This is a genomic window from Porphyrobacter sp. THAI-01a, from assembly GCF_056868655.1.
Genome location: NZ_CP180579.1, coordinates 266,695 through 284,689 on the forward strand (window position 1 = coordinate 266,695; position 17,995 = coordinate 284,689).

The following is a 17,995-nucleotide window of genomic DNA, read 5'->3' on the forward strand; positions in this document are numbered from 1 at the left end:
GGCGCTCTCCTCACGCACGTCGGCCAAAGCCTTTGGGTATGGCGTGCAGGTGTATGGAGCCCAGCCAAGCGCACCATCAGCAAAAGCGATAGTGACCCGTGCAAACTGCGACAAAAACGCAACATCGCCTCGCGAAAGCGCGATGCCGTAACGTCATTCGGCCGCATCGCGGGCCTGCGAAGCCTCGCGTTCCATCTGTGCGCCGCGCGGATCGTTCGGCCACACCCACTCCGGCCCGATCACCTGTTCGACCCTGAGATGCGCCGGCACATTCGCCTCGCCGATCATCCGGTCGAGGCTCTGGTGGAAGGCGTAGATCCGCGCCTCCTGATAGGACAGCGGCACGGATCGGAACGCCGACCCTTGCATGGAATGCTGGATCGCCTCGCCGAACTGGGTGTCTTCCAGAATGATCCGGCTCATCTGTCGCCCGTTCGGCTGGCTGGCGTCGGGCACGGTCCACAGGTCGGGCGCGGGGGCATCGCCCCAGTCGAGCGCCATCGTCACCAGCTCGAGCCGCGTGGTGCCGAGCGAGGTCGGCCAGAACAGCAGCGGCGGCACGAAGTAGTTCGACAGCGGCGACACCCAGTTCGGAAACAGGGTGTAGCTCTGGGTGCAGCTGCGCCCGAGCTCGCCCACGCTTTCGATCTGTTGCCAGCCCGGCGGGCTGTCGATCGCGCGCACGTGCTCGCGGTCGGTCTGGCGCGGCGGGGGCGCGAGCATCCGGGCGTGGCCGTTGGGATAGAGCGTGTTGAGGTTGCGCGCCGAATCCACCAGCGGCGCGACCGTGTCCGGGTGGATGAAGGGCACATGGTAGACCTCCATGTTGGCCTCCATCGCGACCTTCCAGTTGCATTTGAGGTCGAAGGAGTGCCGCGCGGCGAGGCGGATGCGGTCGAAGGCGAACTCCTCCCACTCGCGCGCGATTGGCCCCATCCAGTCGAGGAGCGGCATGGCGCCCTGATCGAAGTTGACGAAGATGACCTTGCCGAACAGCTCGCAGCGGACGGGAAGCAGCCCGCGGCACGACAGGTCGAAATCTTCCGGGAAGTCGCGCCGCTCGGGCACGCCGACAAGGGTGCCGTCGGTCTTGTAGGTCCAGTTGTGATAGCCGCACATCAGCCGGCTGGACTTGCCGCGATCCTCCGTCACCACCGGCGCGCCTCGGTGGCGGCAGGTGTTGTGGAAGGCACGCACCTTCCCGTCCATGCCGTGGACGATGACGATGGGGTCGCCGGCATTGTGCCAGCGCATCCAGCAGCCGGGTTCGGGAATCTCGTCCAGGTGCCCTGCGAAGAGCCAGCTCTTGCGGAACACGTGCTCCATCTCGAGCGCGAAGTATTCGGGGCTGGTGTAGCGGCCGGCGGGCATGTCGGGGAGCGCCGGGAAGCCTTGCGGAGGGGCGGTGCGGCGGCCCTCCCATGCCATCAGCGCCTTCAACCGCGCGACTTCATCAGCGTCCATCATGCCGCCTCTCCCTCGGGCGGGAGAATACATCGCACCGCGCCGCCCGCGCCCTCGCGCTTTCGACAGTGGCGGGTGGCCCCGCGCCCGATAGGCTGGCCGTTACAGAACAGACGCTTTTGGGAGAGAGCAGATGGCGGGACGTGTGGCGGGCAAGGTCGCGCTCGTGACGGGCGGGGCGATGGGGCTGGGCAAGGCCGATTGCGAGGCGCTGGCGCGGGAGGGCGCCAAGGTGATCGTCACCGACCGCGAGGTGGAACTCGCCCACCAGGTCGCCGATTCCATCGGCGGCGACGCGATGGCATTGGACGTCACCAGCGAGGACCAGTGGATCGAGGTGATGCGCGCTGTCGAGGAACGCCACGGCGGGCTCGACATCCTCGTGAACAATGCCGGCAACGTGATCTTCGAGAGCATCGAGGACTGCTCGCTCGCCCACTTCAGGCTGCACCTCGACATCCACGTGGTCGGCACCTTCCTCGGGTGCAAATATGCCGTGCCGCTGATGAAGCACCGCCACCTCAAGGTGGGCGGGGGCGGTTCCTCAATCATCAACATGGCCTCGACCGCGGCGCTGATGGGCTATGGCAACATCCCGGCCTATGCTGCCGCCAAGGCCGGGATCGCGGGGATGACCCGCTCGCTCGCGGTCGATTTCCAGGACAAGGGCTACGGCATCCGCGTCAACGCGCTGGCGCCCGGGGGCATCGAGACCCCGATGGTTATGGGCGTCTCGGGCCGCGCCGGGCAGACCCCGATGGAGATCCCCGAGGGGCCGCTCGCTGCCGATGCGCTAGGCCACCCGCGCGATGTGGCAGGCTGCGTGCTGTTCCTCGCCTCGGACGAGGCGCGCTTCCTCAACGGCCTGACGATCCCGGTGGACAATGGCCTCTACGCCCGCCCCCATCACTGAGGACGCAAGGCCCGGGGCGTACCGCTGGTATGTCCTGGGCCTGCTGACGCTGACGAGTGCGTTCAGCGTCGCCGACCGGCTCGTGTTCTCGATCCTGATCGAGGACATCAAGGCCGAGTTCCGGCTTTCCGATTTCGAGCTGGGCCTCCTGGGCGGGCTCGCCTTCTCGCTGGTCTATGTGCTCGCAGGCTTCCCGGCGGCGCGGCTGGCCGACCGCTCGGTGCGCAAGAACATCGTCGCGGCGGCAATCGCCTTCTGGAGCGTGATGACCGCCGCCTGCGGCATGGCGACAGGCTTCTGGACCCTGTTCCTCGCGCGCACCGGCGTGGGGGTGGGCGAGGGCTGTTCCGGACCTTCCTCGCAGAGCCTCGTCGCCGATTTCTTCACCCGGGGCGAGCTGGCGAAGGCGATGGGCTTTCTCACGCTCGGGTCGACGATGGGTACGGCGATGGGCCTCGTCGTCGGCGGGCAGCTGGCCGAGTGGTTCGACTGGCGCTGGGCCTTCATCCTGATGGGCCTGCCCGGGCTGCTGATCGGCGGGGCGCTCTATCTGACGGTGCGCGAACCGCCCCGCGGCCGCTATGCCCCCGAGGGCACGGACATGACGCAGCTGCCGCTCGGCCGGACGGTGGCGAGCCTGCTGACCAATCGCGTCTTCATGGGGCTGGCGCTGGGCTGGGCGGTGCAGATCATGATCGGCTATGCGCTCGCGTTCTGGATGGCGGCGGTGATGCTGCGCCAGTTCCCGATCTCCACCGGCGATGTCGGCCTCTATCTCGGCTTGACCTTCTTTCTCGGCGGCATCCCCGGCCCGATCCTCGGCGGCTTCGTCACGCACTGGCTGACCCTGCGCGACGAACGCTGGCGGGCGTGGCTTCCGGGCGCGGTGAGCCTCGGCTGCGTCATGCCTCTGGCGCTGAGCCTCACCTCGGACAGCTTCGGCGCGTTTCTCGGCTGGTTCGGCGTGGCCTATGCGATCTATGTCGCGAGCCAGGCGGGGATCCTGTCGGGCATCCAGGCCGCGGTCGAGCCGGCCAGCCGCGGCTTTGCGGTCGCGATCGCGCTGTTCTTCAACAACCTCGTCGGGCAGGCGCTGGGGCTGGCGGTGATCGGCGCGGCGAGCGATGCGCTGGCGCCGGCCTACGGGACGAGCGCGCTGGCGGTGGCGGTGTTCGCCGTGTGCCTCGCCTCGGGCCTCGCCAGCCTCGCGATCTTCGTGTGGACCGCCGCGCAGATGGGGCCGAGCGGCTATCTGGAGAAGATGCGGAAGGGCTGACGTCCCTCGCCCGTTTGTGTCGAGCGCAGTCGAGACACCTCCCGGGGCCTCTCGACCTCGCTCGAGGCGAACGGAAAGTGCTTCAAAACCCCGGATGGATCGCCAGCGCCGCGCCGTCGACCAGCATTTCGGCGCCGGTCATGAAGGGGCATTCGTCGCTGGCGAGGAAGGCGATGGCGGCAGCCGTTTCGGACGGGTCGGCGAGGCGGTTCAAGGGCGAAGTTTTCGCCACCATGGCGAGAAAGCCCGGCATCTGCTGCTCGGTTGCTGCGAGAATCCCGGTCATGGTCGCGCCCGGGATCACCGTGTTGCAGCGGATCGCAAGACCTTGCTGAGCGCACCAGGTTGCCACCGACTTGCTGAGCGCGCGCACTGCCGCCTTGCTTGCCGAATAGCCGACGTCGGTGGGCAGCGGGGCGATGGCGGTGGTCGAGGCGATGTTGACGATCGCGCCCTTTGCCCCGCCCTGATTGTCCTTCATCGCGGCAATCGCAGCGCGGCACCCGGCCATCGTGCCGGTGAGGTTCACCGCCAGCACCTTGTCCCACGCGGCGAACATCGCCTCGTCATCCAGATCGCCGATACCCGCGCCCGACACCATCCCGGCATTGTTGACGAGGATGTCGAGCCGCCCGAAGGCCTCCACCGCCTGTGCCACGATCTGAGGCCAGAGCGCGCGGTCGGACACGTCCTGCACCGCGAAGCGCGCCCCCGCCTCGGCGCACAGCGCCGCGCCACGCTGTTCGTCGAGATCAGTGCCGAGCACCTCGGCTCCGTCCGCGCGCAGCCGCCGCACCGTCGCCGCGCCGATCCCGCTTGCGCAGCCGGTGACGATGGCGACCTTTCCCGACAGGTCGGGCATTACTCGGCCTGCTGCCAGATCGCGGCGCAGGGGCGCTGGTTATGGGTCTCGACGAAGCGCGCGAGATTGTCCGTGCCCTCGGGGAGCTTCCAGCCCACGGTGAAACCGAAATTGGCGAAGGCGAAGATCAGCAGGTCAGCGAAGGTGAAGCGGCCAAGCGCGATGTGGTCGCTCGCGCCGAGATAGCTGTCGAACAGCCGCCACTTCTCGTCCGCCATCGCCGAAAGCTCCGCCCCCGCTTGCGGAGAGACGACGCTCATGCGTGGCTCGAACATCGGGCGGCCTGCGCCGGCCCGGAAGCCCATCGTCATCGGCACCACCACCTCCTGGTCGAACAGCCGCGCCCACTTGCGCACGGTGGCGCGCTCGACCGGGGTTTCGCCGAACAGGTTGGGCTGCGGGTGCATCTCCTCGATGTATTCGCAGATCGGCCAGCTCTCGGTGAGGCAGGTGCCGTCATCCAGTTCCAGCGTCGGGGTGGTGCCCTGCGGGTTCTTCGCCATGTAGCCCGCATCCTGCCGGTTCTGGCCGGTGATGATGTCGTAATGGACGCGGGTGAAATCGCGCCCCTCCTCGAGCCCCTTCTCGACCATGAACATCCGCACGAGGCGCGGGTTGGGGCCGAGGCTGGAATGAAGCGTGGTCATGGTGCTCTCCCGATTGGATTTGCGGAAGGTTCTACGGGGCCGGGCGCGGGCCGTCGCCCTCATAAATGCGCTAGGGGCGGCGCGGAAATTGGCTTGCGCGGCGGGGCTGTATTGCGCAGATAAAGCACCATGGACCAGACTCCCGTGCCCCAGCCCATCGACGACGATGGCGAGCTGACCAAGCTCCACCCCAACTACGCTCACGCCCTGCGCGTGCAGACGGGGCTGACCGCGATCCCTTTCCTGATCGGGGCGCTGGTGCTCGAACTGGTGTTCCGCGACGAGGGCCTGTTCCCGAGCGGCGTGATCGCCGGGCCGGTGCTGCTGATCGCACTCGTCCTGATCCTGCGCATCCCCGCGCGCCGCTACGGCTCGCGCGGCTACCAGATCAGCGCCGACCGCCTGCGGGTGGTGCGCGGGTTGCTGTTCCGCGCGGACACTGTGGTGCCCTTCGGAAGGGTGCAGCATATCGACGTCAACCAGGGCCCGCTCGAGCGGTTCTTCGGCATCGCCACGCTGACCCTGCACACGGCGGGCAACCACAATGCCTCCGTCTCGCTTCCCGGCCTCGGCGAGGAACTGGCGCGCGAGATGCGCGAGTCCATCCGCGGGCATATCCGCCGGGAGACGATGTGAGCGAGCCCCGCCGCACGGCCCCGCTCAGCGTCGCGCTCGGCGCTCTGGGGGCGCTCCGCAGCGCGGTGTTCCCGGCCCTCGCCATCGCCTTTTCCGGTGTCGGCGGCGAAGGGCGCTTCGCGCTGGCGCTCGGGGTCGGCCTTGCCGCGGCGGCGATCGGCACCGCCTTCAGCTGGCTCGGCTGGCGGCGGCTCACCTACACGATCGGCGAGACCGACATCCGGGTCGAGAGCGGCATCCTGAGCCGCGCGGCGCGTTCGGTGCCCTACGAGCGCATCCAGGACGTCAGCCTCGAGGCCAAGCCTCTGCCGCGCCTTTTCGGGCTGGTGTCGGTCAAGTTCGAGACCGGGGCCGGCGGGGGCGAGGACGTGGCGCTCGAATATCTCACCGCCGCCGAGGGCGAGGCGCTGCGCCGGCTGGTGCGCGAGCGCCGCGACGAGGAAGCCGCCGCCGCCACCGGCGGCGAGGGAGCGCCCGTCGCGGCCACGACCGTGCCCGAGGAAGGCGAGGTGCTGTTCGCGCTCGGGCCGGGTCGGCTGCTGACCTTCGGCCTGTTCGAATTCTCGCTCGCGGTCTTCGCGGTGCTGGGCGGCGCGCTGCAATATGTCGACAACGTCACCGACATCGACGTGTGGAATGTCGACCTGTGGCGCAGCTGGCTCGAGGAACAGGGCACCGTCGTCGCCAGCCTCGGGCCCTATGCGCAGGCCGCTGGCGCCATCGCGGGTCTGATTGGGCTGGTGCTGATCGGCTTCGGGACGGGCGTGGTGCGCACGGCCCTTCGCGACTGGGGCTTCACCCTCACCCGCTCGGCGCGCGGCTTCCGGCGGCAGCGCGGCCTGCTGACCCGCACCGACGTGGTGATGCCCGCCCACCGCGTGCAGGGGCTGGTGATCGGCACCGGCCTCGTGCGCTACCGCTTCGGCTGGCGCTCGCTGAGCTTCGTCAGCCTCGCGCAGGACGACGAGGGCGAGAGCCACGTGGTCGCGCCCTTCGCGCGGATGGAGGAGATCGCGCCGATCGTGCAGGCAGCGGGGTTCCGCCTGCCCGACGATGCGACGGCGTGGCAGCGCGCGGCAAAGCGGCATCGCACCGACAAGGCGGTGCTCGATTCGGCGCTGTTCTTCCTCGCGGCGATCCCGGTCGCGATCTTCGCGCCGCCGGGCCTGTTCCTGATCCCGCTCGGGATCGGGGTGCTGGTGGTGGGCGCGAACCTCTATGCTTGGGAGTTCCGGCGGCACGCGATCGACGACAAGCAGGTCTATGCCAGCCACGGCTTCCTTTCGCCGACACAGGCCATCGCCACGCGGCTGAAGCTCCACTCGGTCGAGATCGCGCAAGGCCCGCTGGCGCGGGCGCGCGGCTATGCGACGGTGCATCTCGGGCTCGCCGGGGGGAGCTTCGCGATGCAGGGCGTGCCGCTCGATCAGGCCCGCGCCCTGCGCGCCGCCGTGATGGAGACAATCACCGCGACCGATTACTCGCGGCTCGATCAGGCCTCGAGCGGGGCCCAGTCCGGGTTTTCGGAGAACTTCCTCGCGACGTAGGAGCAATCGGGGCGGATCAGGAAGCCCTGCCGCCGCGCGTCCTCGACCAGCCGCTCGGTCAGCGCCGCCGCCACGCCGCGCCCGCCGATCGCGCGCGGCACGATGGTGTGCGCGGCGATGCGCACCTCCTTCCCGTCGCGCTCGCCGCCCGCTTCCCATTCGAGGTAGCCCTGCTCCACCGCGCCCGCGACCGCCGCGACATAACGCCCGCCGGTTCCCTGAACGTGATGGGTGATTGTCAGGTCTGCGCTTTGTTCGCCCATGTCTCGCTGCTCCCGCTTGTCACGCCCGAATGTGCGGTTAAGGGCGTGAGCCGATGACCCTTGCCAAGCCCTTCCTGTCCGACAACGCCGCTGCCGTCCACCCCCGGCTGTGGGAGGCGATGCGCGCTGCCGACGAGCCGGACAATCCGTACGACGGGGACCGGCTCTCGGCCGAACTCGACGCCCGCTTCACCGCGCTGTTCGGGCGCGAATGCGCCGCGCTGTGGGTGGCGACGGGCACCGCGGCGAACTGCCTCGCGCTCGGCACGCTGTGCGCGCCGCATGGCGGGGTGGTGTGCCACCGCGAGGCGCATATCGAGGTCGACGAGGGCGGGGCCCCGGGGTTCTTCCTCCACGGCGCCAAGCTGATGCTGGCCGAGGGCGAGGGCGCCAAGCTGACGCCCGCCGACATCGCCGCGCTGGTCGATCCGATCCGCAACGATGTCCACCAGGTCCAGCCCCACGCCGTCGCGATCACGCAGGCGAGCGAATACGGGCGCACCTACAGTCCTGCCGAACTGGCGGCACTCGGTGCCTTCGTGAAGGAGCGCAGGCTCGGCCTCCACATGGACGGGGCGCGCTTCGCCAATGCGGCGGCCTTCCTCGGCGGCAGCGCGCAAGATGCGGCGCGGGCGGCGGCAGGGCCGGTCGACAGCCTCGCCTTCGGCTTCATCAAGAACGGCGGCATGGGCGCCGAGGCGGTGGTGCTGTTCGATCCCGAACGCGCCGCCGAGGTCCGCTACCGCCGCAAGCGCGCCGGGCACCTGCAATGCAAGGGCCGCTATCTCGCCGCGCAGATCCTCGCGATGCTGGACGGTGACCTGTGGCTTGCCAATGCCGCCCACGCCAATGCCGCGGCGCAGGAGGTGGCGGCGGGCTGCGGCGAGCGGCTGCTCCATCCCGCCGAGGCGAACGAGCTGTTCGTCCGCCTCGCCCCCGCCGAGCGCGAGGCGCTGCGGGCGCAGGGCTTCGCCTTCTATGACTGGGGGCCGGATTCGGCGCGCTTCGTCACCGCGTGGAACACCCGCGCCGAGGACGCGGCGGCGCTCGGCAAGGCGATCGCCGCGCTGTGAGCCGCGCCGCCGCGCCCGCCCCCTCGATGCTCAGCCCCAAGGTGCTGGTGCCCTTCATGCTGACGGGCACGATCTGGGGCTCGACCTGGTTCGTCATCACCGGCCAGATCAGCGACGTGCCTGCCGCCTGGGGCGTGTTCTACCGCTTCATGCTGGCAACCCCGGCGCTGTTCATCCTCGCGACGATGATGGGCAACCGGCTGAAGCTTAACCGGGCGGAGCACTTGCTGGCGCTGGGCGTCGGGATCGCGCAGTTCTCGGGCAATTTCCTGTTCGTCTATCATGCCGAACAGCACATCACCTCCGGCATCGTCGCGGTGATGTTCGCGCTGCTGATGGTGCCGAACGCGATCTTCGCAAGGGTGTTCATCGGCGAGAAGGTGCAGGGCGGCTTCATCGGCGGGAGCCTCGTCGCCATTGCCGGGGTGGCGCTGCTGCTGGTGCACGAATGGAACGCCGCGCCGCTGGGCGGCGACGTGGGGCTGGGGATCGTGCTGGCGGTGGGCGGGATGCTCGCCGCCTCGATCGCCAACGTGGTGCAGGCCAACCCGACGGGTCGCGGGGTGCCGATGGTGAGCCTGCTCGCCTGGGCGATGCTCTACGGGACGCTGTTCGATCTCGGCTATGCCCTGCTGACCGCCGGCCCGCCGCAGATGCCGGGCGCATGGCAGTTCTGGGCGGGGACGGCCTATCTCGCGATCATCGGATCGGTGGTGACCTTCCCTCTGCACTACAACCTCGTGCGGGAGATCGGGGCGGGGAAGACCGCCTACAACGGCATCGTCACGGTGTGCGTGGCGATGCTGCTTTCGACCCTGTTCGAGAACTTCCGCTGGGATCTGCTCTCGGCGAGCGGGATGGCGCTGGCCCTCACCGGCATGGGGCTCGCTTTGAGGGCACGGCGGGTGAAGGCGGTGCAGGTGCAGCAGAGCGGAGCTTTGCGGAGGTAGGATGCTGATCGGCCCGCAGGGCCGCAAGGGCGAATGCCCGTCGCGCCTTATGGCGCGGTAGCCAAGGGCGCGGATGCGCCCGCCGGCGCTTGAGGCGAAAACAAGGACGCCAATCCCTCGACATAGGTCGGATATTTCGGCGACCACCCCAGCACCCGCTTCGCCTTGCCGTTCGCGACGCGGCGGTTCTCCAGGTAGAAACCGCGCGCCATGTCCGAGAGGTTCGCCTCCTCCAGCGGTTCCAGCGGCGGCAGGGGCAGGCCGAGCAAACGGCAGGCGTGTTCGGTGACCGCGTTGCCGCTGCACGGGTGATCGTCGCCGAGGTTGTAGGCCCCCGAAGGCGCGTCCTGTGTGAGGGCGGCGACGACCCCGCTGACGATGTCCTCGACATGGACGCGGCTGAACACCTGCCCCGGAAGGTCGATCCGCCGCGCCTTGCCCTCGCGTGCCCGGTCCAGCGCCGAGCGGCCCGGCCCGTAGATCCCGGGCAGGCGGAACACCCGCGCGCCCATGTTCAGCCACGCAAGGTCGGCATCGGCGCGGGCATTCCTGCGGCCTTCGCCGCTCTGCGCGATGGTCGGGGTCGACTCGTCCACCCAAGCGCCCTCGCGGTCGCCATAGACGCCGGTCGAGGAGAGGTAGAACAGCCCCTTGCCCGCAAGCGCCTCGCCATAAGCCTCCAGCACCGGATCGCCACCGCCGCGCTCCGGCGGGACGGAGGAGAGCACGTGGGTGGCCTCGCCCAAGGCCGCCAGCACCGCATCGCGGTCGGCGAAGGCGATGTCGCCCGCGCTCCCCGTGGCGCGAACCTGCCACCCGGCCGCACGCATGGCGACGGCGATGCGCGTTGCCGTGTAGCCGAGGCCGAAGATGAGAAGGTGCGCCATCCCTCACTAGTGCCGTTCGCCTCGAGCGGATGCAACGCACAACCGCAGGTTGAACGCGAGAGGCCTGTGCGTCCGGCGGTGCGCTTTGTGTCTCGACTGCGCTCGACACGAACGGGTAGAGAGTGACCTATGGATATCGCCACCACCCCCACCACCCCCGAGGGCAACCCCGAACTCGCGGACGCCGCCCCCACTCCCCACGAGCCGCCGGTGATCCGGCGCGAGGATTACCGGCCCTTCGCCTGGGCCGTGCCGACGACGACGCTGGACTTCCGCCTCGGTCTGGAGGCGACCCGCGTCACGGCGACCCTCGCGGTCGAGCGCAACCCCGCCGCCGATCCCTCGCCCGAGCTGCGCCTCAACGGCGACAGCCTCATGGCAGAGAGTGTCACGGTGGACGGCGCCCCTGCCGAATGGCGCATGGACGGGCCCGACCTCGTCATCACCCTGCCGGGCGCTGCCCATACGGTCGAGGTCGTCACCACCATCGACCCCAGCGCCAACACCCAGCTGATGGGCCTCTACGCCTCTTCGGGCATGCTCTGCACTCAGTGCGAATCGGAGGGCTTCCGCCGCATAACCTTCTTCCCCGACCGGCCCGATGTCCTGTCGACCTATGCCGTGCGGATGGAGGGTGACAAGGCGCTCTTCCCGATCCTGCTGTGCAACGGCAACCGCATCGCGGCTGGCGACAACGGCGACGGCACGCACTGGGCCGAATGGCACGATCCCTGGCCCAAGCCCTCCTACCTCTTCGCGCTGGTCGCGGGCGACCTGGTGGCGAACAGCAAGCCCTTCACCACCCGCTCGGGCCGCGTCGTCGAATGCAATGTCTGGGTGCGCGCGGAAGACCTCGAACGCACCGACCATGCGCTCGAATCGCTTCACCGCTCGATGAAGTGGGACGAGGACGTGTTCGGCCGCGAATACGACCTCGATCTCTACAACATCGTCGCCGTTTCCGACTTCAACATGGGGGCGATGGAGAACAAGGGGCTCAACGTCTTCAACACGAAATACGTGCTCGCCGATCCCGACACCGCGACCGACGCCGATTTTGACGCGGTCGAGGGCGTGATCGCGCATGAGTATTTCCACAACTGGTCGGGCAACCGCGTGACCTGCCGCGACTGGTTCCAGCTCTCGCTGAAGGAGGGCTTCACCGTGCTGCGCGACCAGCTGTTCTCGCAGGACATGCGCGGCGAGGCGGTCAAGCGGATCGAGGACGTGCGCATCCTGCGCGCTGCGCAGTTCCCCGAGGACGCGGGGCCGCTCGCCCACCCGATCCGGCCCGATTCCTATCGCGAGATCAGCAACTTTTACACCGCGACCGTCTACAACAAGGGCGCCGAGGTGATCCGCATGATGCGCTCGATGGTGGGCGAGGCGCGGTTCCGCGCCGGGTGCGACCTCTATTTCGACCGCCACGACGGCGAGGCGGCGACCTGCGAGGATTTCGTCAAGGCGATCGAGGACGGGGCCGGGATCGACCTCACCCAGTTCCGCCGCTGGTACGCGCAGGCCGGCACGCCGCGCGTCGCCGTGTCGCAGGCCGTGGAGGGCGATACCCTCAAGCTCACCCTCCGGCAGACCGTCCCCGCCACCCCCGGCCAGCCCGACAAGCTGCCGATGCCGATCCCGCTCAAGGTCGCGGTCCACTCGCGGCAGGGCGCGACGGGGGCGGAGCAGGTGCTGGTGCTGGCGCAGGAGGAGCAGAGCTTCACCCTGCCGCTCGCCGGACCCGACCCGGTGGTCTCGATCAACCGCGGTTTCACCGCCCCGGTGGTGATCGAGCGCGATTTGGCGCGCGAGGACCTCGTGTTCCTTGCCGCGCATGACGATGATCCCTTCGCCCGTTCCGAGGCCTTGCAGGAACTCGCCGTCGGGCATCTCGTTGCGACCGCGGCCGGGACGCTGTCGGCGGACGAGCAGGCCGCGGGCGAAGCGGCGATCATCGGCGCCTTCCGCTCCAGCCTCGCCGACAATGCGCTCGAGGACGCGATGCGCGGCGAGCTTATGGTGTTGCCGTCCGAAACCTACCTCTTCGAAGCGATGGCCACGGGCGAGCGCCTCGCCGATCCCGGCGCGATCCATGCCGCGCGCGAGGGGCTGAAGGCGGCGATCGGCACGGCGCTGGCGGGCGAGCTCGCGGCGCTCCACGCGCGGGCCTCGGCGGTGACGCACGACGATCCGGCCGGGCGCGGGGCGCGCAAGGTCAAGACCATCGCGCTGGGCCTCATCGCCGCCGCCGACCCGGCGCGGGCGGCGCAGCTGGCAGCAGCGCAATATGACGCGGCGGACAACATGACCGACCGGCAAGGCGCGCTGATGGTGCTGTGCGGGCTCGACACGCCGGCGCGCGAGGAGCGGCTCGCCGCCTTCTACGAGCGTTACAAGGGCAACGCGCTGGTGATCGACAAGTGGTTCACCCTGCAGGCGCTGTCGCTCCATCCGGACGTGATCGCCCATGTGCGCAGGCTCGCCGAGCACCCCGACTTCACGCTGAAGAACCCCAACCGCGTACGTTCGCTGCACATGGCTTTCGCCGGCAACCCCAAGGCGTTCCACAAGGCCGACGGGGAGGGCTACCGCATGGTCGCCGACGTGATCCTCGCGCTTGATCCGATCAACCCGCAGACCGCCGCGCGCTTCGTGCCCTCGCTCGGGCGCTGGCGGAGGCTGGAGCCCGGGCGGGCGGCGCTGATGAAGGCGGAGCTGGAGCGGATCCTGGCGGCGGGCAACCTGTCGCGCGACACCTTCGAGCAGGTCAGCCGCTCGCTCGAGGGCTGAGGCGGTGGACTTCCAGATCGAGACCGCCGACCTGCTGGCGGGCGTGCCCCACGGCTTCTTCGGCAGCGCCGGAGGCGGGCACCAGTTCGGCTTCGGCGGGCCGGGCGACGGCGCCGAGGTCCGCGCGTTGCGGGCAGCGGCGACCGAGGCGATCCTGCCCGGCGGACGACTCGCCGCGCCCCACCAGGTCCATTCGCCCGATGTGGTGACGGTCGCCGCGGCGTGGGACGATGCCATTGAGGGCCGCCCCGTCGCCGATGCCGTGGTGACTGCGACACCAGGCATCGTGCTCGGGATCGTCACCGCCGACTGTGGACCCATCCTCTTCGCCGACCGCGAGGCGGGCGTGATCGGTGCCGCCCATGCCGGCTGGCGCGGCGCGGTCGACGGCGTGCTCGAGAACACCGTCGCCGCAATGGAATCGCTCGGTGCGCGGCGGGAGCGGATCGCCGCCGTGCTCGGCCCCACCATCGCGCAGCCGAGCTACGAGGTCGACGCCCCCTTCCGCGCCCGCTTTCCCGCCGATGCCGACCGCTTCTTCGCCCCTGCGCCCGAGCGCGAGGGCATGGCGCGCTGGCACTTCGACCTGCCGGGATTCATCATGGCCCGGCTTCGCGCCGCGAACCTCGGGAAAATTGCGGATCTGGGCCGGGATACATTCTCCCAAGTCGCGCGTTACCATTCCCACAGGCGCTCAACCCAGGCGTGCGAGGCGAATTATGGTCGGCAGATCAGCATGATCGCGCTGTCCTGAGGTCGCCTTGCACGGCGGCGAACGCGCCTTGCTTAAAACACGGTTGGAAATTCGCAGGATTGCCGTTAATTGCCCCGCGCAAGTTTCGGGTGAGGTGCGCTCCACGGGCGCTCGCCGGGCCTGAAACAGGGACCAATCGACGGATCGGGATCCGGGGCATCGCCCCGCACTGGAACACCACGCCGCGCAGGCCAATCCCGGCGCGGCAAAACGAGCAGGGTAAGAAGAAATGGCGACTGATACGGCCGCGACCAACGACCTCAGCAACCCTGAAGGCGTGCGTCGCCGCGACTGGATCCACATTGCCGCGCTGAGCACCGCGGGCGTCGGCGGGGCTTCCGTCCTGTTCCCGCTGGTCAGCCAGATGGCCCCCTCGGCCGACGTGCTCGCCGCCAGCACCACCGAGGTCGACGTCGGCGCGATCCAGCCGGGCCAGAGCATCAAGGCCACCTTCCGCAAGCAGCCGCTGTTCGTGAAGCGCCTCACGCCCGAGGAAATCGCCAAGGCCAAGGCCGATGACGGCGCCGACATGCGCGATCCGGCGACCCTCGCCGAGCGCACCAAGGCCGGGCACGAGGACATCCTCATCACCATGGGCGTGTGCACCCACCTCGGCTGCGTGCCGCTGGGCGCGGCCGAAGGCGAGAACAAGGGCGAGTTCGGCGGCTATTTCTGCCCCTGCCACGGCTCGCACTACGACGTCGCCGGCCGCATCCGCAAGGGCCCCGCGCCGCTCAACCTGATGGTGCCGGAATACACTTTCGCATCCGACACCGTCGTCCGCGTCGGCTGAGCTTTCGTATCTGAACGATAACGATAATCGTCCGTTTCCCTTACACCGATCAAGCCGAGAGAACGCCATGAGTTTCGCCTGGGCCAAGCAGTATGAACCGCAGTCCGCTTTCACGAAGTGGCTGGACGAGAAATTGCCGCTTCCGCGGCTCGTCTACAACGCGGTGGGCGCCGGTTATCCGGTGCCGCGCAACCTCAACTACATGTGGAACTTCGGCGTGCTCGCCGGCTTCTTCCTGGTGGTGCAGATCGTCACCGGCGTCGTCCTGGCGATGCACTATGCCGCGAACGCGCAGGTCGCCTTCGGCACGGTCGAGCACATCATGCGCAACGTCAACTACGGCTGGATGCTGCGCTACGCCCACGCCAACGGGGCCAGCTTCTTCTTCATCGTGATCTACCTGCACATCTTCCGCGGGTTCTTTTATTCGTCCTACAAGGCCCCGCGCGAGATGATCTGGCTGCTGGGCGTGGTGATCTTCCTGCTGATGATGGCGACCGCCTTCATGGGCTACGTGCTGCCGTGGGGCCAGATGAGCTTCTGGGGCGCGCAGGTCATCACCGGTCTGTTCAGCGCGATCCCGCTCGTCGGCGAGCCGCTGCAGGTGTGGCTGCTGGGCGGCTTCGCCCCTGACAACGCCGCTCTGAACCGCTTCTTCTCGCTGCACTTCCTGCTGCCCTTCGTTATCGCGGGTGTCGTGATCCTGCACATCTGGGCGCTGCACATCCCCGGCTCGTCGAACCCGACCGGCGTGGAAGTGAAGCAGGAATCGGACACCGTGCCGTTCCACCCCTACTACACGGCCAAGGACGGCTTCGGTCTCGGCGTCTTCCTGATCCTGTTCGCCACCATGGTGTTCTTCCTGCCGAACGCGCTGGGCCACCCGGACAACTACATCGAGGCGAACCCGCTCTCGACGCCGGCGCACATCGTGCCCGAATGGTACTTCTGGCCGTTCTATGCGATCCTGCGCGCCTTCACCGGCGACCTCAGCATCCCCTTCACCGGCATCGTGCTGATCCCGGCCAAGCTGCTCGGCGTGATCGCGATGTTCGGCTCGATCCTGCTGTGGTTCATCCTGCCCTGGCTGGACAAGAGCCCGGTGCGCTCGGGCCACTACCGCCCGCTGTTCCGCAAGTTCTTCTGGTTCGGCCTCATCCCCTGCATGATCGCGCTGTTCATCTGCGGCGGCGCGCCGGCGGAGGAGCCCTATGTGGTGATCAGCCAGATCGCGACGGCCTACTACTTCCTGCACTTCCTGGTGATCCTCCCGATCGTCAGCCAGATCGAAGTGCCCAAGCCGCTGCCGTTCTCGATCACCGAAGCGGTGCTCGGCGGGACCAAGCCCGGGAGCACCTCGGGCGGCGGCAAGGTCGATCCCGAAAGCGTTGTCGAGGGTCTGCCCGGCACCGCCACCGATGGTTCGCTGCAACCGGCCGAGTGATCGGCCGGAAACAGCCCCCAGCAATCTGAACCGATAACGAGAAAGAGTTCGGACATGTCTATTCGTCTCGGCGGCATCCTTGCAGGCCTCGCCATCACCCTGGTGCTGGTGCTCTGGTCGCTCCTGCCCGGTGCCTACAACTACGCCTTCGGCCCGGCGCCGGAGCAGCAGCCGTCCTATGCCTTCTACGAGCACGGCCATGGCCCGGAAGGCGGCTTCTCGTTCGACGGCCCCTTCGGCAAGTGGGACTACGCCCAGCTCCAGCGCGGCTACCAGGTCTACAAGGAGGTCTGCTCGGCCTGCCACAGCCTGAAGTTCGTCGCCTTCCGCAACCTGCAGGAGCTCGGCTACACCGAGGCCGAGGTGGACGCCGAGGCCGCGGCCTGGACCGTGCCGGGCATCGACCCCGGGACCGGCGAGACGACCACCCGTCCGGGCGAGCCGACCGACTACTTCCCGATGCCCTTCCCCAACGCGATCGCGGCGGCGGCGGCGAACAACAACGCCATTCCGCCCGATCTCTCGCTGATGACCAAGGCACGGCACGACGGTTCGAACTACGTCTATGACCTGCTGACCGGCTATGGCGAACCCGATCCGGAGAAGGCCGCCAAGGTCGGCTTCGAGACGCCCGACGGTCTCTACTTCAACAAGCACTTCCCCAACGTGAACATCGCAATGGCCCCGCCGCTCGCGGTCGACGGGCAGGTCACCTATGCCGACGGCACCGACGCGACCATCCCGCAGATGGCGACCGACGTGGCCGCCTTCCTGACCTGGACGGCCGAACCTTCGCTGATCCAGCGCAAGCAGACCGGCTGGTTCGTGCTCGGCTTCCTGCTGTTCGCGACCGTGCTGGCCTTCCTCAGCTACAAGCAGATCTGGGCCGGGGTGAAGCCGAAGAAGGGCTGATCCGCCTCACCCAGGGCGAAATGTTCAGGCGCCCCGTCATCCCTTGCGGATGGCGGGGCGCTTGTGCATTGAGGCGTGCGAAAGGGGCCCGCAGATCATGACTGCACCACATCTCTCTCCCGCAGAGCTCAAGGCGCTCGTCCGCACGGTGCCCGACTTCCCCCACGCAGGGATCCAGTTCCGCGACATCACCACGCTGATCGGCCACCATCAGGGCATGGCGGCGAGCGTCCACCACCTCGCGCAGCTGGCGGACGCGGCGGGGGCGCACAAGATTGCCGGGATGGAAGCGCGCGGCTTCATCTTCGGCGCGGCGGTGGCAGTCCAGCTCGGGGTGGGCTTCGTGCCCGTGCGCAAGCCCGGCAAGCTGCCGATCGAAACCATCGGCATCGAATATGCGCTCGAATACGGCACCGACCGGCTGGAGATGGACCCGGGCGCGATCGAGCCGGGGCAGAAGGTGGTGATCGTCGACGATCTCATCGCCACCGGCGGCACGGCGCTCGCCTCGGCCGAGCTGCTGCGCAAGGCGGGGGCGGTGATCGAACAGGCGCTGTTCGTCATCGACCTGCCCGACCTCGGCGGGGCCGAGCGGTTGCGGCAGGCGGGGATCGCAGTCGCGGCGCTGATGGAATTCGAGGGCGACTGAGCCGCCCCGGCCCGCGCCGGGAACCCCACAGGGCCGGTTTGGGTTGTGCTGATGAACGGCTGTCGTCTATGCCTGCTGCGGGCCGCCTGCCGCGTCCCGCCTCTCGCGCAACTGTCACACGCAAAGGACCACCGG

17 protein-coding genes are annotated in these 17,995 nt (G+C 68.7%); 12 read left to right on the top strand and 5 right to left on the bottom strand.

Annotated elements, in window-relative coordinates:
- Positions 1–153 precede the first annotated feature (153 nt).
- The gene (locus ACMX37_RS01320; protein WP_483147173.1) at positions 154–1,467 is read right to left on the bottom strand and encodes an aromatic ring-hydroxylating oxygenase subunit alpha; all 1,314 of its coding nucleotides are present in this window, start codon (positions 1,465–1,467) and stop codon (positions 154–156) included.
- Positions 1,468–1,597: 130 nt separating this feature from the next.
- Here ACMX37_RS01320 and ACMX37_RS01325 point away from each other — a divergent pair, with 130 nt between their 5' ends.
- The gene (locus ACMX37_RS01325) at positions 1,598–2,377 is read left to right on the top strand and encodes an SDR family oxidoreductase (protein WP_483147174.1); all 780 of its coding nucleotides are present in this window, start codon (positions 1,598–1,600) and stop codon (positions 2,375–2,377) included.
- Positions 2,349–3,653 carry a spinster family MFS transporter gene (locus ACMX37_RS01330; protein ID WP_483147175.1) on the top strand — a complete coding sequence of 435 codons (1,305 nt, stop codon included), beginning with the start codon at positions 2,349–2,351 and terminating at the stop codon, positions 3,651–3,653. Before ACMX37_RS01325 ends, ACMX37_RS01330 begins: the two co-directional genes overlap by 29 nt.
- An 82-nt stretch (positions 3,654–3,735) precedes the next feature.
- Here the strand turns inward: ACMX37_RS01330 and ACMX37_RS01335 are convergent, their stop codons facing one another.
- Together ACMX37_RS01335 and ACMX37_RS01340 are read right to left on the bottom strand one after the other, a co-directional pair.
- Complete coding sequence (locus ACMX37_RS01335; protein WP_483147176.1) at positions 3,736–4,515, bottom strand: SDR family NAD(P)-dependent oxidoreductase; 780 nt, start codon at positions 4,513–4,515, stop codon at positions 3,736–3,738.
- On the bottom strand, positions 4,515–5,162 hold the full coding sequence (locus ACMX37_RS01340; protein ID WP_483147177.1) for a glutathione S-transferase family protein: 648 nt from the start codon (positions 5,160–5,162) through the stop codon (positions 4,515–4,517). Before ACMX37_RS01340 ends, ACMX37_RS01335 begins: the two co-directional genes overlap by 1 nt.
- Positions 5,163–5,291: 129 nt before the next feature.
- Between ACMX37_RS01340 and ACMX37_RS01345 the strand changes: the two genes are divergently transcribed.
- Together ACMX37_RS01345 and ACMX37_RS01350 are read left to right on the top strand one after the other, a co-directional pair.
- Entirely contained in the window at positions 5,292–5,798 is a 507-nt protein-coding gene (locus ACMX37_RS01345) for a PH domain-containing protein (RefSeq protein ID WP_483147178.1), read from the top strand.
- On the top strand, positions 5,795–7,345 hold the full coding sequence (locus ACMX37_RS01350; RefSeq protein ID WP_483147179.1) for a PH domain-containing protein: 1,551 nt from the start codon (positions 5,795–5,797) through the stop codon (positions 7,343–7,345). Before ACMX37_RS01345 ends, ACMX37_RS01350 begins: the two co-directional genes overlap by 4 nt.
- Here the strand turns inward: ACMX37_RS01350 and ACMX37_RS01355 are convergent.
- A complete protein-coding gene (locus tag ACMX37_RS01355) occupies positions 7,291–7,608 on the bottom strand; it encodes a GNAT family N-acetyltransferase (RefSeq protein ID WP_483147180.1) in 318 nt (105 codons plus the stop codon). The two genes, ACMX37_RS01350 and ACMX37_RS01355, sit on opposite strands and share 55 nt — an antisense overlap.
- A gap of 53 nt (positions 7,609–7,661) precedes the next feature.
- Between ACMX37_RS01355 and ACMX37_RS01360 the strand changes: the two genes are divergently transcribed.
- Positions 7,662–8,681, top strand: coding sequence for a threonine aldolase family protein (locus ACMX37_RS01360; protein ID WP_483147181.1), 1,020 nt, complete (start codon positions 7,662–7,664; stop codon positions 8,679–8,681).
- Between the two features lie 26 nt (positions 8,682–8,707).
- Positions 8,708–9,631, top strand: a complete 924-nt coding sequence (locus ACMX37_RS01365) for a DMT family transporter (protein WP_483148436.1) — start codon at positions 8,708–8,710, stop codon at positions 9,629–9,631.
- Between the two features lie 47 nt (positions 9,632–9,678).
- Here ACMX37_RS01365 and ACMX37_RS01370 read toward each other — a convergent pair whose 3' ends face one another.
- A complete protein-coding gene (locus ACMX37_RS01370) occupies positions 9,679–10,518 on the bottom strand; it encodes a Rossmann-fold NAD(P)-binding domain-containing protein (protein ID WP_483147182.1) in 840 nt (279 codons plus the stop codon).
- 129 nt (positions 10,519–10,647) lie between these two features.
- Here ACMX37_RS01370 and pepN point away from each other — a divergent pair, with 129 nt between their 5' ends.
- The 6 genes from pepN to ACMX37_RS01400 all read left to right on the top strand — a co-directional run bounded on the left by pepN (position 10,648) and on the right by ACMX37_RS01400 (position 17,860).
- On the top strand, positions 10,648–13,308 hold the full coding sequence (gene pepN, locus ACMX37_RS01375; RefSeq protein WP_483147183.1) for an aminopeptidase N: 2,661 nt from the start codon (positions 10,648–10,650) through the stop codon (positions 13,306–13,308).
- 4 nt (positions 13,309–13,312) lie between these two features.
- The gene (gene pgeF / locus ACMX37_RS01380) at positions 13,313–14,062 is read left to right on the top strand and encodes a peptidoglycan editing factor PgeF (protein ID WP_483147184.1); all 750 of its coding nucleotides are present in this window, start codon (positions 13,313–13,315) and stop codon (positions 14,060–14,062) included.
- Between the two features lie 229 nt (positions 14,063–14,291).
- The gene (gene petA / locus ACMX37_RS01385; protein ID WP_483147185.1) at positions 14,292–14,855 is read left to right on the top strand and encodes a ubiquinol-cytochrome c reductase iron-sulfur subunit; all 564 of its coding nucleotides are present in this window, start codon (positions 14,292–14,294) and stop codon (positions 14,853–14,855) included.
- A 67-nt stretch (positions 14,856–14,922) separates the two neighbouring features.
- Positions 14,923–16,299, top strand: a complete 1,377-nt coding sequence (locus ACMX37_RS01390) for a cytochrome b (RefSeq protein ID WP_483147186.1) — start codon at positions 14,923–14,925, stop codon at positions 16,297–16,299.
- A 54-nt stretch (positions 16,300–16,353) separates the two neighbouring features.
- Positions 16,354–17,211 carry a cytochrome c1 gene (locus tag ACMX37_RS01395; protein WP_483147187.1) on the top strand — a complete coding sequence of 286 codons (858 nt, stop codon included), beginning with the start codon at positions 16,354–16,356 and terminating at the stop codon, positions 17,209–17,211.
- Between the two features lie 97 nt (positions 17,212–17,308).
- The gene (locus tag ACMX37_RS01400) at positions 17,309–17,860 is read left to right on the top strand and encodes an adenine phosphoribosyltransferase (RefSeq protein WP_483147188.1); all 552 of its coding nucleotides are present in this window, start codon (positions 17,309–17,311) and stop codon (positions 17,858–17,860) included.
- Positions 17,861–17,995 lie beyond the last annotated feature (135 nt).